The 15,767-nt window shown below is 33.8% G+C and carries 15 protein-coding genes; 5 read left to right on the plus strand and 10 right to left on the minus strand.

All coding sequences use genetic code 11. The features are described 5' to 3' along the window. Positions 1-301 precede the first annotated feature (301 nt). On the minus strand, positions 302-1,537 hold the full coding sequence (locus tag E0F91_RS10195; RefSeq protein WP_132066443.1) for an ABC transporter permease: 1,236 nt from the start codon (positions 1,535-1,537) through the stop codon (positions 302-304). Positions 1,538-1,543: 6 nt separating this feature from the next. On the opposite strand from E0F91_RS10195, the gene E0F91_RS10200 reads away from it, so the two are divergent. Next, a complete protein-coding gene (locus tag E0F91_RS10200) occupies positions 1,544-2,758 on the plus strand; it encodes an exo-beta-N-acetylmuramidase NamZ family protein (RefSeq protein WP_132066444.1) in 1,215 nt (404 codons plus the stop codon). A 62-nt stretch (positions 2,759-2,820) separates the two neighbouring features. On the opposite strand, the gene E0F91_RS10205 is transcribed toward E0F91_RS10200, so the two are convergent. Next, positions 2,821-3,315 carry a YkgJ family cysteine cluster protein gene (locus E0F91_RS10205; RefSeq protein WP_066082878.1) on the minus strand — a complete coding sequence of 165 codons (495 nt, stop codon included), beginning with the start codon at positions 3,313-3,315 and terminating at the stop codon, positions 2,821-2,823. An 84-nt stretch (positions 3,316-3,399) separates the two neighbouring features. On the opposite strand from E0F91_RS10205, the gene E0F91_RS10210 reads away from it, so the two are divergent. Then, on the plus strand, positions 3,400-4,107 hold the full coding sequence (locus E0F91_RS10210) for a class I SAM-dependent methyltransferase (RefSeq protein ID WP_132066445.1): 708 nt from the start codon (positions 3,400-3,402) through the stop codon (positions 4,105-4,107). A 147-nt stretch (positions 4,108-4,254) separates the two neighbouring features. On the opposite strand, the gene E0F91_RS10215 is transcribed toward E0F91_RS10210, so the two are convergent. The 7 genes from E0F91_RS10215 to E0F91_RS10250 all read right to left on the minus strand — a co-directional run bounded on the left by E0F91_RS10215 (position 4,255) and on the right by E0F91_RS10250 (position 10,838). Further along, complete coding sequence (locus tag E0F91_RS10215) at positions 4,255-4,887, minus strand: 7-carboxy-7-deazaguanine synthase QueE (protein WP_132066446.1); 633 nt, start codon at positions 4,885-4,887, stop codon at positions 4,255-4,257. Positions 4,888-5,112: 225 nt separating this feature from the next. Then, on the minus strand, positions 5,113-6,786 hold the full coding sequence (locus E0F91_RS10220) for a tetratricopeptide repeat protein (protein ID WP_132066447.1): 1,674 nt from the start codon (positions 6,784-6,786) through the stop codon (positions 5,113-5,115). Positions 6,787-6,802: 16 nt separating this feature from the next. Further along, positions 6,803-7,720, minus strand: a complete 918-nt coding sequence (locus E0F91_RS10225; protein ID WP_132066448.1) for a PstS family phosphate ABC transporter substrate-binding protein — start codon at positions 7,718-7,720, stop codon at positions 6,803-6,805. A gap of 233 nt (positions 7,721-7,953) precedes the next feature. After that, positions 7,954-8,751, minus strand: a complete 798-nt coding sequence (locus tag E0F91_RS10235; RefSeq protein ID WP_132066450.1) for an energy transducer TonB — start codon at positions 8,749-8,751, stop codon at positions 7,954-7,956. Between the two features lie 33 nt (positions 8,752-8,784). Then, positions 8,785-9,354 (minus strand): ExbD/TolR family protein, encoded by a 570-nt coding sequence (locus E0F91_RS10240; protein WP_132066451.1) that lies wholly within the window; start codon positions 9,352-9,354, stop codon positions 8,785-8,787. Between the two features lie 18 nt (positions 9,355-9,372). Next, on the minus strand, positions 9,373-9,984 hold the full coding sequence (locus E0F91_RS10245; protein WP_132066452.1) for an ExbD/TolR family protein: 612 nt from the start codon (positions 9,982-9,984) through the stop codon (positions 9,373-9,375). A gap of 38 nt (positions 9,985-10,022) precedes the next feature. Then, entirely contained in the window at positions 10,023-10,838 is an 816-nt protein-coding gene (locus tag E0F91_RS10250; RefSeq protein WP_132066453.1) for a MotA/TolQ/ExbB proton channel family protein, read from the minus strand. 371 nt (positions 10,839-11,209) lie between these two features. Between E0F91_RS10250 and E0F91_RS10255 the strand changes: the two genes are divergently transcribed. The 3 genes from E0F91_RS10255 to E0F91_RS10265 are packed head-to-tail and all read left to right on the plus strand — an operon-like array spanning position 11,210 to position 14,437. Next, entirely contained in the window at positions 11,210-12,730 is a 1,521-nt protein-coding gene (locus tag E0F91_RS10255; RefSeq protein ID WP_132066454.1) for a helicase HerA-like domain-containing protein, read from the plus strand. A 43-nt stretch (positions 12,731-12,773) separates the two neighbouring features. Next, positions 12,774-13,136 (plus strand): cupin domain-containing protein, encoded by a 363-nt coding sequence (locus E0F91_RS10260; RefSeq protein ID WP_132066455.1) that lies wholly within the window; start codon positions 12,774-12,776, stop codon positions 13,134-13,136. Between the two features lie 44 nt (positions 13,137-13,180). Further along, the gene (locus tag E0F91_RS10265; RefSeq protein WP_132066456.1) at positions 13,181-14,437 is read left to right on the plus strand and encodes an NAD(P)/FAD-dependent oxidoreductase; all 1,257 of its coding nucleotides are present in this window, start codon (positions 13,181-13,183) and stop codon (positions 14,435-14,437) included. Positions 14,438-14,500: 63 nt separating this feature from the next. Here the strand turns inward: E0F91_RS10265 and E0F91_RS10270 are convergent, their stop codons facing one another. Continuing rightward, positions 14,501-15,718: an IS4 family transposase gene (locus E0F91_RS10270; protein WP_132066457.1), complete on the minus strand. Its 1,218-nt coding sequence runs from the start codon at positions 15,716-15,718 to the stop codon at positions 14,501-14,503. Positions 15,719-15,767 lie beyond the last annotated feature (49 nt).

Below are 15,767 nucleotides of genomic sequence, written 5' to 3' on the forward strand. Positions count from 1 at the left end.
TGACTGCACTATCATCTATGGTGGGTTAAGTTTTTTTATCGCTTGGGCAGTTGTTCCTTGTATGTTTCTTACGGTTCTCATTATATTAGACATTCTATTCCTATATATAAGGTACACCGAATTCTAAATCAAATATACAACTCCCCGCGTTAGGGATAGTAGCAAAAATCCCGCAGCCAAGTGAAGTGTAACGCAACTTGACGAGGACTTGTAGCGAATAGCCCGACCCTATGTAAAAAAGAGGCTACTACCCATTTAGATAATAGCCTCTCTTTTATAGAGGGAAACGCCCAAATGAAGTTTAATCGAAACGGATGGCTTTTACTGGTGCTATTTTGGTTATTATATAGGAGGGAATTAATAATACCAAAAAACAAATAGCAACTGTAAGGACATTAAGCAGAACTATATATCCCCAGTTCAAATAAACTGGCGCTTGATTGACATAATAATTTTCTGGATTGAGTTTGATGACACCAAAATATTGTTGGATCAACAACAACGATATCCCTATCAAGTTTCCCCAAAACAGTCCTCTCACTATAAGGTAAAAGGCATTGTACAGAAATATTTTTCTAACTGACCAATTATTTGCCCCTAAAGCTTTAAGGATTCCTATCATTTGAGTGCGTTCAAGGATGAGGACTAAAAGCGCAACAACCATATTGATGGTGGCGACGAGTATCATGACCGCTAAAATTACTATAATATTAAAATCGAACAATTGAAGCCATTCGAATATATAACTGTATTTTTCGATTATGGTTTTCGTATCTAATGTAGAAGACGTTTGTGCATAAACCTGCTCACCTGTTTCCTGAATAGTATTAAAGTCATCCACAAAAACTTCAAAAGCTCCCACTTGATCGGGACTCCATTTATTAATACGCTGCAAGTGTCGAATGTCACCTATTAAATAAGTAGCATCAAATTCCTGAAATCCAGAATTAAAAATACCTGTGATTTTAAATCTTCGGATGTTTGGTAGTTTGTTTTGACTTTCTTTAATGAAAAACGTATTAAAAGAATCACCTACTTTTAGATTTAACCTTTTAGCCAAGAACTGAGAAATTAACACCTCTTGATTAAGCTCTTTTGAAAAATCAGGCAATTTACCTGAAACCAGATATTCTTTAATATTATTCCATTGGTAATCCTTACCAACTCCTTTGAGGATTACTCCTTCGAAAGCAGTTTCGGTTCTTATTATTCCTGCTTTGGTTGCGATGGCTTGAATGTGACTTATTCCAGAAACTGAAGTGAACTTAGGATAAAAATCTTGTTTTTTAGAAATAGGAACAAGTGTAACTTCCGATTGATTATTATCATAATTCGAAATAATAATATGGCCATTGAAAGCCGAAATCTTGTCTCGGATTTTTTGTTGCAATCCAATACCAGTTGCTACCGAAACAATCATCATGATCATTCCTATGGCAATTGCCGAAATTGCAATTTTTATAATTGGCGCAGATATACTACTTTTATAATCTTTAGCAGTGATAAGTCGTTTGGCAATAAAGTATTCTAAATTCAATTTGATATGGTATCTAGTTTGGTGTTCAAAAATACATTTTTATTATTTGTTTTACTAATCGTGTCTTGCGGAAGTTCCATTAAGATTAAAGAAGGAATAAAAAAATATACAGAAACTCCAATAGAAAATCCCGTTCAAACAGTAAAATCTGGTGCTGCTAATTTTGATGCTTACCTGCCATTATTAAAAGATAAAAAAGTTGGTATTGTAACCAACCAAACAGGCATCTTACCCAACAAAACCCATTTAGTTGATTTCTTTTTAGAAAAAAAAATTGCTGTCCAAACTATTTTTGCTCCAGAGCATGGTTTTCGAGGAACTGCTGACGCGGGTGAACATGTAGTCGACGGAAAAGATTATAAAACAGGATTGCCTATTATTTCGCTTTATGGGGATAACAAAAAGCCCAGCTCCGAACAATTGGCTGGAATAGAAATCTTGGTTTTCGACTTGCAAGATGTGGGCGCACGATTTTACACGTACATTTCCTCTTTACACTATATTATGGAAGCTTGTGCCGAAAACAACATTCCTTTATTGATTTTAGACAGACCCAATCCAAACATAAGTACTGTAGACGGTCCAATTTTAGAAAAGGAATTTACTAGTTTTGTAGGAATGCATCCCGTACCAATACTTCACGGAATGACTATTGGTGAATACGCACAAATGATAAATGGAGAAAAATGGTTAAAACAAGGAATTCAATGTCAACTAACAGTAATTCCTTGTCTCAATTACAATAGAAATCTAAACTACAGTCTACCAGTAAAACCATCACCTAATCTTCCGAACGACCAAGCCGTTGCTCTTTATGCTAGTTTGTGTCTTTTTGAAGGTACAAATGTCAGTGTAGGTAGAGGTACAGAGAAGCAATTTCAAATTTACGGATCCCCTTATTTACCTAACAATGCCTTTAGTTTTATACCAAAACCAAATTTAGGTGCCAAAAACCCATTGTATAATGGAGTACAATGTTTTGGAGAAGACCTAAGCACTCAAACTAAAGTAAATCAACTGGAATTGAAATGGCTTCTAAAAGCATATAACTCTACCTTAGATAAAGCTAAATTCTTCAATTCTTTTTTCACAAAATTAGTGGGAACTAAAAACCTCCAACGGCAAATAGAAAATGGAATTTCAGAAAAAGAAATCAGAGAAAGCTGGAAGGATGACTTGGAAAAGTTTAAAAAAATGAACGAAAAATATTTAATTTATTAAACATTAAGTCTTTACGCGACAGAAAAGGATTAAAAATCACAATAGGGAGATATAATCGTAAATTATAATGGCAACTTCTTCTTCATTTCTTCTACTATATTAAAAGCAGCCGGGCAAATTGCTACGTTCTTTAAGGTTAGATCTGTAATTTGCTGAAACTTCTTTCTGTCCGTATGTGGGAATTCGCGACATGCTTTTGGCCGGACATCATAAATCATACATGCATTTTCATGATCTAAAAAAGTACACGGAACACTTTGCAAAACATAATCTTGGTCTTCATCAACACGCAGGTATTGTTCTATAAATTGCTGTGGCTTTTGCCTCAAATATTTCGACACACGCTCAATATCCGCAGAAGTAAATAACGGCCCTGTTGTCTTGCAGCAATTAGCACATTTCAAACAATCTGTTTTTTTGAATTCAGCATCATGCAAATCCTGCATTACATAATCTAAATTTTTCGGGGTCTTTTTTTTCAGCTTATCGAAATACTTTTTGTTTTCGATATGCTTATCTTTGGCTTCTTTAGGAAGTTCGTTTAAAGTAGGTTTCAAATTGAAAATTTAATTTTTTGCAAAACTAACACTTTTTGAACGAGGATTATAGCTTTATGAATGTTGAATTTAGAATTACAAACAATGAAAGACCTTTTTGGCCAAGCCATACTCGATTATCAAACCAATAATTCTCCAGAGGATTTAATTACTGAGACTACCATATCTGAAGAAGATGAAATGTCCGTTGCTTATTTATTCCGTTCGCACGACGAAATGCCATTAATGGAACAAAAAGCACTAGAACTTGCTAAAGGAAAAGTGTTAGATGTAGGTTGTGGTGCAGGAAGTCACAGTTTGTATTTACAAAACGAAAGAAATTTACATGTAACCTCAATTGATATTTCTACAAATGCCATTGAAGCCTGCACGCTTCGTGGACTTAAAAATGCACAAGTCCAAGATGTAATGACGTTAGAAGATGAAAAATACGATACTATTTTATTATTAATGAACGGTGCTGGCATGTGCGGAAAGTTAAAAAACATCCCTAATTTTCTTTTAAAATTAAAATCATTACTGCTTCCTGGTGGTCAAATTTTACTAGACAGTTCTGATATCATATATATGTTTGATGATGACGAAGATGGCGGGAAATGGATTCCCTCCGCTAATCATTATTACGGTGAAATAGTATTCAACATCTCGTACAAAGGAGAAAAAGAAAAACCATTTGATTGGATGTTTATAGATTACAATACCCTACAAAATGCTGCTTTAGACAATGACCTACAATGCCAATTAATTCTCGAAGGGGAACATTATGATTATTTAGCAAAACTTTCATTTTAAAGTAATACCATAGAAGGAGACAAGATAAAAATAAATCCTTCAATACTAAAAAAGTGCACAAGTTGGCAATTCAAAAAACCAATAGTTTCACACACGGACTATAACGAAAAACCCCAAAACAGGATTAAATGTTTTGGGGTTTAATTTTTAAGGGATATTCAAATATTTATGTGTTTGTAATGATACACGCCATTTCGGATTTTTCATTACATAATCCACAATTAACGGTGTCATTTCTTCTTTTTTGCTCCATTCTGGTTGAAGAAACAAAATAGCATTTGGATTTACTTTTTCGGCTTGTTCTTCAGCAAAAACAAAATCATGTTTATTATAAATAATTACTTTCAGTTCGTGCGCATTATCATAAACGGTTTCTGTCGGTAATTTGTTTTTCTTTGGCGAAAGACAAATCCAATCCCAAGTTCCGGAGAGCGGATAAGCACCTGAAGTTTCAATATGAACTTTTAATTTTTGTTCTTTTAGTTTTTGAGTAAGCAAAGTCATGTCCCACATCAAAGGTTCTCCACCAGTAACCACAACGGTGTCTGCATACTTATTTGCATTTTCGACTATCAAATCAATACCCGTTGGCGGGTGCAATGCTGCATTCCAACTTTCTTTTACATCACACCAATGGCAGCCAACATCACAACCACCTATTCGAATAAAATATGCTGCTGTTCCGGTATGAAATCCTTCTCCCTGAATAGTATAAAATTCTTCCATCAAGGGTAACATCGCACCTTTGTTAACTTCTAATTGTATTTCTTTTGATAACATTATTTAATTTTATTTTAAAGTGCAAAGATAGTTAATTTGAAAAGGAGTTAATTTGAAATCAGTAGCTAATATTACAAACTTCGAAAATGCGTTAGCCATCATCATTGTAATCTATAGTAAGAAATGAGAATTTAATACCAAACCAACATACTCTTTAAATACTAAGAACAAAAAAAACCGATAATCAAATGATTATCGGTTCTAAATATCCTTAAGGTATTTTAACTATTTTAAAATCTTGATGGACTCAGTAGCATAACTATTGGCTGGATCTAAAGCAAGAGTTTTTCTAAAGTACTCAATAGCTTTAGGCTTGTCAGTGTTTGCAAAACTTGCTGCCATATTATTGTAAGATTCAATAATCTTAGCTTTAACGGCAGGTTTAGCAAGTTCTTCTGCACCTAATTCAGTAGTTTTTACTATATAGTCTTCATAATTCTTAACCATTTCATCATCTTTTTCAAGCAGTCTATTCGTTCTCGCTTTATAAAGATAAGCTTCTAAATACGTTGGAGAAGCTACCAACACTTTATCAAAAGCTGCTTGCGCCTTTTCTAAGGCAACTACATCAACTTTTAAACCTTTTTCAATATTTATATTAGCGTAGTAATTAGCTAAACCAAAATATACATTGTCATCAAGAAAATTAGTAGAGTCATTGGTATTTGCACCATTTTCAAATATTGCCGCAGCTTCAGCATACAGTTTTTGTGAAAATAATTTTTTACCAACTTCACTTAATTCTTGAACCGCTAAAGGTTCCATTTCAATTGCTTTTTTGATATCCACTAAACCTGCCTGAAAAGCAATTGGATCAATTGACAATCCATCAACACTAGTTCCTTTTTTAATTCTAGTCAAACCTAAATATAAATAATCTAGTGCTATGGCTTTATTTCCTGGCGAAGTGATAAAACGTTCTAAAGATTTAATAGCAACATCAACATTTCCGTTTTTGTACGCAGCATAACCTAAATAACGATAGATTCTTGGATTAACTTTGTCTAATTCTATCATTTTATTTGCTTCCGCTTCAAGTGCTACATAATCCTCTACTAAAATAAGAAAATCGGCACGACGCATTCTAGAATGAATAGAATAATCTGTTAAGGACATATATTTATCATAGTATCCAATCGCAGTCTTATAATTATCAGCAGCCTGAGATGGTTTATTACGTGCGATTTTGTAATACGTTTCTGCTAACTCTCTGTATACTGGTCCATAATTTGGATTCAGTGCAATTACTTCATTGTATGCTTTTGATGCTTCATCATACGATTTAGCCCCTTTCAACAAAACACCCAATTGCATTTTTGCTCTAAGCAAGCTATTGTCTGCCTGGAAAGCGTTTCTATATGCAACATAAGCTTCGTTTTGTTTACCATCTCCATAATAAGCGTCCCCTAAGGCAAGCTGCAATTGGGCGTCTTGAGCGTTAATAATTGCTGCTCTACTTAAAATTGCGATTGCATTTTTATAGTCTGGTTTCACAGCATTCATATAGGCTCTACCAATAAAAATAAATTCCTCAAAATCTTTTCTTCTCATGTCAGCTGTAGCCAAGGCAAATTTAGCTTGAGCACCAGCAATATCATTTTTATCTAAGTCCATTTGACCTAAACCAATATGATTCAATTTTGCCCCATCAGCAGCGCTTAATCCATTTTGAAAATAAATTTTAGCAGAATCTTGTACATTTTGATTCAGATACACATTTCCCAAAGTAAAAAATGCAGTTCCATTAGATGGCTTGGCTTGAATGATGGATTTTAAGATTGTTTTTGCGCTTTCAAACTGCTCAGCATCAATTGCTTTTTTAGCTTGATTAATATCTTGTGCTTGCAGCGTAAAAGCTGACGCCAAAAAGGCAACACTTAACGTTGTAAATTTATTCATGTTTATTGTAGTTAAATTATTTTTCATCATTTTTTGATTTTCTGTCAATTATAAATTTTCTTCCCGGAATACGTATAGGTAACAGCCCCGATTTTAAAATTATTCTTTGTCCAATATCTCCGCTCACGAACGAAGCGAAACCCATACCTAGTCCTGAATAACCTTGACAATTGATTATATACAAATCACGTGCCAAAGGGTATTTTTTTTCTGCAATATTATTTTGTGAAGGCAAATAGGATTCATTCCCTGAGAGTCCTGTGACTTTTAAAGCATTCACTTTATCAACATACTGAACCATTGCTGGCTGTGGTTGAGACAACCAATTGACCCCAACAACACCAATCATATCTGTATTTTCCGAAACATATTTAATCACTTCATCATTTGTTTTAAAGGAGAAGACCCCACTTTTAGGAATACTCTCAATCCCTGCCAGAGATTTCATGTAGCGTACCGTACTTGAATTCAAATTATCAAAAACCAATCCTTTAATTGAAGGAGTAGGCTTACCCTGCATAAAAGCAATAACCTCTTTTAGTGAAACAATAGAGTCTTTGCTGTTTTTATTAGAAATAAACGCAACTGCATCTGTAGCAAATGGTGTTATTTTAGGGTTAATTTTTTTTGCTTTAAAAACATCTAGTTCTTCTTTTGTCAAATTCCTAGATAAAATAGCAATGGCCCCTTTTTCATTAAATAACGAATTAAGTACTTCAGACTCTGATTTAGCAATAAGCGTTATCTTAGCCTTATACTTACTCTCAAATACAGCTATCTGATCTTCTATAATAGGAGATAAGGTTTCATCGACAAAAAGGCTGGCTTTACCTTTTAATATAGTTTCCTCTTCCTTTGGCGTATTAGTTTGATTGCAAGAATAAACTACTACTAATAAAAAAACAAAATATGGAAGTTTAGCAAATTTTTTCATAAACTAATTGTTATTATCATTAATAATCCGATAGCATCTAAAAGAAGCATAAGCTATAAGTAAAATTCCGGCTGCTATTCTATAAGTAGGTGTCAGATCTATAGGCAAATTATCCATGAAGATAATGAATAAGCCCAAAACAAAGTATACCACAAAAAACAAAATTCCTAAAACAAGAAGAAATCGCTCTTTAAGCGATTTCTTCTTAATATTACTAAGTATGTTATTCAACATTAATCTGCAGATTGAATAGTAATAGGAAGAGAATAAAGAACCCTTACCGCCTTACCGTTTTGTTCACCCGGTGTCCATTTTGGACATTTCTTCAAAACACGAATAGCTTCTTTTCCTGTACCATAACCAATATCTCTTATTACTTTGATATCTGTTAATGAACCATCTTTTTCAACAACAAAAGTAACGTAAACTTTACCTTTCAGACCATCTTCTTCAGGTGTTTGATAATTATCACCTACAAATTTATAAAATTTATTGATCCCACCAGGGAAGTCCGGTTTCACTTCAATACCAGCTGTGTTATAAATCTGGTTATCAACCTCTTCAACAACAGCAGCTTTACCAGTTCCTACAGGCTCTACAGTTAATACTGCATCAGGATCACCTTTGATTGTAACGGCACCTAGTTTCTTATCTTTTACTTCGATAATTTTTGGTGGCTCTTCTGTCACCTCCTCTGCTTTCGCCACTACGGGTTTCACAAATTTAATCACATCCACTTTTGGAGCTGGCGGAGGTGGTGGTGGAACATTTAATTTAGGCTCTTCTTTCTTAGGAGGAAGTTTAATGGCGGTGATTTTGATGTCTGTGTTGATCTCCTCCTCTTCCCCATTAGGAATTAAGTTAATGATAAGAGGAGTTGCAACAGCAATACTAAAAAATACAGCTCCAAAAATGAGTGCTTTAATAGTAGTTTTTCTGTTTGTCCTTCTTAACTCATAAGCTCCGTACGTTTTATTACGCCCTTCGAATACGATATCAAGCCATTGATTTTTTAATATATCTAATTTCATTTTTCTTAATTATTAGGTTATTGGGGAATAAGATTACTCTTTTTTTCCTTCTAACAATTTTTGTTCTTCAGGAGAAAATTCAGGAACAATAGCATAGTTACCAAAATCTCCGATTCCCACAATTGCCATTTCATCAAGTATATCAATCAAATTTTTATAATTGGATTTCTTACTTGGTTTAATAATTACAATCAGTCCATTTTTTGGTTTCCCTTTTGCAGCAGAATATGCCAAAACCTTGGTTTGTCTTGATATTAATTCTTTACGAATCCCATCTTTACCAAAAGTCAAATCTTTAGGACCTGCTAGTGGAGTGGCTAATAAACCAACATAATATACTAACTTATTATCGGCACCCAACATAATTGTCATGGTACGATTTTCATCAACTTTCATGTCAATATTATCTTTGGTAGGATCCTTATCTGGCAACCCTAAGCTCATAGATTGGGGTTTAGACAACGTCGTAGTAAGCATAAAGAAGGTAATTAACAAGAAGGCTAAATCTACCATAGCAGTTAAATCTACTTTTGCATTAGCTTTTTTACTTCTTATTTTACCACCTTTTCCGCCTCCATCGTCGCCAGTATTTAATTCAGCCATTTTAGTGTCTTTTTTATATTAAAAATCTTTTCCTCTTAAACCTGTAACCAAACTAAAGCTATTGATTTTCTGCTCTTGCAAAATATCCATCACTTTTCTAATGGCTGGATATTCTTCTTTTCCGTCTCCTTTAATAGCAACTTGAAGTTCCTTATCATTAACTTCAATATTTGCTTTACGAGCATTAAAAATCCATTCTTTTAGCTGATTATCAGTTGAATCTGAGGGGATGCCCGGCTGTCCAGCCTTACTCCTATCAGACGCGTCCATTTCAATTATTTGCTTAAGACTCTGAATTGGAACACCAAAATCATCCATCCTTGAAAAAGTGCTTTTGTCTTCTTCAGTAAAAGTAACATTGTATTTCTCTGCCATCAACTCTAAGGTTCTCAAGCGTACTTCCCTTCCTTTCAGATCAAAAAACACCATACCTTTACCAACCGTTAAGGTTGCCAAATCAGTTTCAGGTAACTTAGTTTGAACTGTTGAAGTAGGTGTATCTACAGGAAGAGCTTCAGGTATCTTAGCTGTTGAAGTCATAACAAAGAAAGTAAGCAAAAGGAATGCGACATCACACATAGCGGTCATATCTGTAGACCCCGAATTTTTTTTTATTTTTATTTTAGCCATTCTTTTTGTTTTTTAATTGATATAAATATCAATACTTATTATTGCTTCAAACTACCTCTGAATCTTCTATAAGAATTCACAATAGACACCGCAGCTTCATCGATTGAATAGGTCAAATCATCAATTTTAGAAGTAAAGAAATTGTAAGAGATAATTGCTACAGCAGAAGTTCCAATTCCTGTTGCAGTATTAATAAGAGCTTCAGAAATACCAGCTGCAAGAGCTGCTTGATCAGGAGTTCCAGCCGCAGCTAATGCTCCAAACGCTTTAATCATACCAGCTACAGTTCCCAACAATCCAACAAGAGTTCCTAAAGAAACCAAAGATGAAATAATTGTCATGTTTTTTTGCAACATTGGCATTTCAAGTGAAGTAGCTTCTTCTATTTCTTTATGAATAGTCTCGGCTGCTTCTTCACTATTAAATCCTTCTTTCTTAACCGCTTGATACTTTACTAGTGCTGATTTGATAGCATTTGCTACAGAACCTTGTTGTTTGTCACAAGAAGCAATTGCTTCATCAATTTCACCTTGTTTTATACTTGCTTGAATTTTTGTCATAAAACTGTCTAATTTAGTTTTACCAGCTGCTTTAGATATCACGAAATATCTTTCAATAGAAAAAACAAGAACCATTAATAACATTCCTAATAACACTGGCACAACTGCACCACCATGATAAACTTGTCCTAAAGTATTCAATGGAGTTCCTTCATTGTTTCCTCCTTCAAAATTTGAAGGATTACCCATAATAAATTTCCAGATTAACACCCCAACACCAATACATGCACCAATAATCATTCCTGAAACCATTCCTCCACCGTTTGAAGTGCTTTCTTTTTTAACGTTTGCCATTTTTTTTAATTTTAATAGTTTTAAATAATTTATCTTAGTTATATTAAACTTGTAGTGGAGCAAATTTATATTTTTAGTTCAAATAAAAAAACTTTTTTTTATTTTATTACAATTAAATTTATTTCAAAAACATATTTACAGATTTTCACACTACATTTATATCAATATACGCAAACAAATAGGCTGTTTTATAAAAAATAATATATTTTTTTATGATTAATTAACATAATATTTCAACAACAAGCCATTTAGCAGGAAAACTATTATTTTACGGTATTAACAATAAAAAAGCAGGAAAACTGCAGTATACATCGAAATTGTTAGTTTTAGAAAAATATAATATCTTGCATCTGATTTTAAAACTACCTATTATGAGCAGAAAGGAAAAATTTTTTCAACATATATCGCAAGGATATAGTTTTAAAGGCGAAAGCATTATTCTTGGCGGTGCGATTTTAGATGGAGAGGCTTTACCCAATACAGCTGTAAAAGTCCCTTTAAAAACCTTAAACCGACATGGCCTAATTGCGGGCGCTACCGGAACTGGAAAAACCAAAACCATTCAAGTTTTTTCAGAACAGTTATCAAGCTTTGGAATCCCGGTCTTAATGATGGACATCAAAGGTGATTTTAGCGGAATCGCAAAGGAGGGAGAAGAAAAACCTTTTATAACGGAACGCCATGCTAAAATTGACATTCCTTATTCCACCTCAAGCTTTCCGGTTGAATTATTAACTTTGTCTGAACAAAATGGCGTACGACTTCGCGCCACTATTTCTGAGTTTGGACCCGTATTATTTTCCAGAATTCTAAATTTAAATGACACACAGGCTGGTGTAGTTTCTGTCATATTCAAATATTGTGATGACCACAAAATGCCTTTATTGGATTTAAAAGACATAAAAAAAGTAATCAACTACATCACCGAAGAAGGGAAAGATGAAATTGAAGAACAATATGGCAAAATTTCCACATCGACAACAGGAACTATTCTCAGAAAAATAATTGAACTTGAACAACAAGGAGCAGACTTATTTTTTGGAGAAATGTCTTTTGACATAGAAGATTTAATGCGTATTGACGAAAACGGAAAAGGATACATCAATATTTTGAGACTAACTGATATTCAAGATAGACCAAAATTATTCTCCACATTTATATTGAGTTTGCTAGCCGAAATTTATCAACAAATGCCTGAAAAAGGAGATTCAGATCAACCCGAATTAGTAATTTTCATCGACGAAGCCCATCTGATTTTCAACGAAGCTAGCAAAACTTTATTAGAGCAAATAGAGACCATTGTTAAATTAATTCGTTCTAAAGGCATCGGAATTTATTTTATCACACAAAATCCTATGGATATTCCAAGTGGTATTTTGGCCCAGTTAGGTTTAAAAATTCAGCATGCTTTACGCGCATTTACAGCCAATGATCGAAAAGCAATCAAGCAAACCGCCGACAATTATCCTATATCTGAATATTACAAAACTGATGAAATTCTTACTAGTCTGGGAATTGGCGAAGCACTAGTTACTGCATTAAACGAAAAAGGAATCCCAACACCACTTGCAGCCACCATGATGCGTGCACCAATGAGCAGAATGGACATTTTGACAGAAAGCGAAATTCAAGAAATCAACAGCAAATCAAAATTAGTAAAAAAATACAGTGAACTTATAGATCGCGATAGCGCTTATGAAATGTTGAATAAAAAGATTGCCCTAGTAGAGAAAGAAACTAGCCTACGCGAGAAAACACAAGAAACTCAACAACAGCAAAATCAGAGTTCTGACACAGCAAGTGCAGTTGGAAAATCTGTTTTAAAAGTACTAACTAGTGCCACTTTTATCAGAGGCGCTTTTGGAATCTTGACAAAAATGTTTAAAAAATAAGTTTACCTAACCCAATACCTTTCTATTTTTTAAAAAATCAATTATGAAAAAATATTTTATTCAAAATACGCCTTTTATTGTCCCAACCACCGATGGAAAATTAATCGAAGAACATCATGGAAGGGCGTCAACAGCTAACAATGACATTTCTATAGCTCATATGGTTGCACCACCTAAATGGAGTGAACCTTTTCAAACTCCTGATTTTGAAGAATACACTTATATAATTAAAGGTAAAAAGCAATTTATTATTGAGGATGAAATGATTATCCTAGAAGCAGGACAATCGATCAAAATCGAAAGAAACACCCGTGTCCAATATTCCAATCCTTTTGACGAATCCTGTGAATATATTGCCATTTGCACCCCCGCCTTTTCTATAGAAAACGTTAATAGAGAAGACTGATTCTGCAATAAATTGTACCTTTAGATTTCAAAAATATATTTAATATGGGCATTCAAAAGAAAATTGTAATTATAGGTGCTGGGTTTGCGGGTTTGCGCTTGGCACAAGATTTAGAAAACACGGATTTTGACGTTTTATTAATCGACAGAAACAATTACCATCAATTCCAACCTTTAATGTATCAGGTGGCAACCGCTAGACTTGAGCCAGCGAGTATTTCATTCCCTCTCAGAAAAGTATTTCAGCATTCTAAAAATGTACGAATTCGGATTGCAGAGGTACTAAGTGTTGACTCACAAAATAAAATTCTAAAAACTTCTATTGCTGATTTTGATTACGATCATCTCATAGTCTCTTTTGGATGCACAACAAATTATTTTGGAAATGCTGAAATTGAAAAATTTGCATTTCCCATGAAGTCCGTTCCTGAGGCTATTCAACTTCGAAATCAAATTCTACAAACTTTCGAAGATGCTTTAATTGCTCCTAAAGAAGAACTTCAAGCGTTAATGAACTTTGTAGTTGTAGGAGGTGGACCTACCGGAGTTGAACTTGCTGGTGCTTTGGCGGAAATGAAAAAAAACATTCTTCCAAAAGATTATCCTGACAAAGACTTTTCACGATTGACTATTTTTCTACTCGAAGGATCACCCAACGTATTGAACCCAATGAGCGTCGATTCGCAAAAAACTTCTCGAAAATATTTAGAAGAATTAGGTGTAATTGTAAAAACAAGCACCATCGTAAACCATTATGACGGCAAAAATGTAAGCTTACAGAACGGTGAAATTATCAAATCAACTAATGTTATTTGGGCTGCGGGAATTATTGGAAACACCCTTGAGGGCATTCCGAAAGAAAGTATAACCAGAGGCAACCGATTTCTTGTTGACCGATACAATACTATTTTAAATCTGGAAAATGTTTATGCACTTGGAGATATTGCTTTTATGGCTACTCCAAAATATCCTAACGCACATCCACAAGTGGCTAGCGTAGCTATCGAACAAGCCAAAGTTCTAGCGAATAACTTCAAACTTAGTCTAAAGAACAAACCAAAAATTGAATATGAATACCACGACAAAGGCTCCATGGCGACGGTAGGAAAGCGAAAAGCAGTAGTTGATTTACCTAAATTTAGTTTCCAAGGCAGATTGGCTTGGTTTACCTGGATGTTCATCCATTTAATGTTGATTTTAAGTGTCAAAAACAAACTCTCTATATTCATCACTTGGATGTTCAGTTATTTTAATAACGACAGCACCTTACGAGTTTTACTAAAACCCGCATCAAAAAAATAATAAATCTGAAAAGGACTCCTAAAAGAGTAGTCATGGTCGGAAGAAATTCCGACCATTTTTATTTCAAGTTTTAAATACTTTGTCGGGGTCTCCACCAGCAAAGACAATTAAAATAGCGGTTATCAAATCTCTTAGCTCCATAGCAATGCGTCTTTTTGCGGTTTTGTATCCTAGATCGTTTGCTTTTTTATAAATTAAAAGCAGCATTGAGGCAATCATGGTCATATAAACCATAACCTGAATTCCGTTTTTATTCATAGAAACAAGATGACTTAGATTAAGTTCTTGTTTTAAGAATCTAAAAAACACTTCAATATCCCATCTTTTGCGGTAATAATCTGAAATCTCTTTTGCAGAGAGATTAAATTCGTTGGTAAGAAACCAAAATTCTTTATTGTTTTTTTGGTTTTTGATAACCACTAAACGAAATTCAGTTTCTACTTTTTCTTGTCGATAATGTATTTTTTCGCGCTTGTTTAAAATAGGAGTTCCTGTAAAAAGCTTCACTTTACTGTCTTTTAAAACTCCCCAATCATCCCATTTTAAAGGTTTTACTGTTTCAAGAAAAGATTCAATCTCTTCAAACTTTCGGTTTTCTTTTGACCGAATGATGAATTTTACAGATTTTTCATCAAAATCTTTCATCGTTCGTGTGGATTGCAAACCTCTGTCTATCACATAAATATTACCGTGATGTTGTTCTTTTTTGACTTGTTTTAGGATCGCTTCAGGAAGTGCTGCTTCCTCAGATGAATATTTTTGACCCGTAAAAACTTCTACGCCCGAGGGTAAAATTCCATCAAATGAAAAACTGAATTTCACCAGCTTCTTTCCACTTTTTTGATCAATTCCCTCCTTTAATTTCGAACAAGTATCAGCAACTATGGTGCTATCAACACGTATAAGATTGTATTTTTCGATTTCAGACTTGTCATAAAGTTCAGAAAATCTATCGAACATCTGCTGATAAATTTCTTTGAAATAATTAGAATCAATTTTTGAAAGACGTTCAGAAATAGAACTTCTTCGTACTTTTTCATCCTCATCCAATCCAAACAAAGCCTTGAACCCACTGCTGTTAAAAGTGTCTTCTAAAGTTCTTTGACTTAGTTTATCATTGTCAAAAATGCAAAATAGAAGCAAATAAAACAATTTTCTTCCATGCAATACTTTACTGTAATAATCCACCTTAGTGGTTGCTGAAAGATGGCTTAGTAGCGCTTCTGGAATAAATGATAGAACCTGATTTAATGGGATTTTGTGATCTTTAAAGTTTGTCATAAATTACTGTTTTACAGTAATAAATATAATCAAAATTATTAAAACAAAC

This window comes from Flavobacterium sandaracinum (genome assembly GCF_004349135.1).
Classification (GTDB): Bacteria; Bacteroidota; Bacteroidia; order Flavobacteriales; family Flavobacteriaceae; genus Flavobacterium; species Flavobacterium sandaracinum.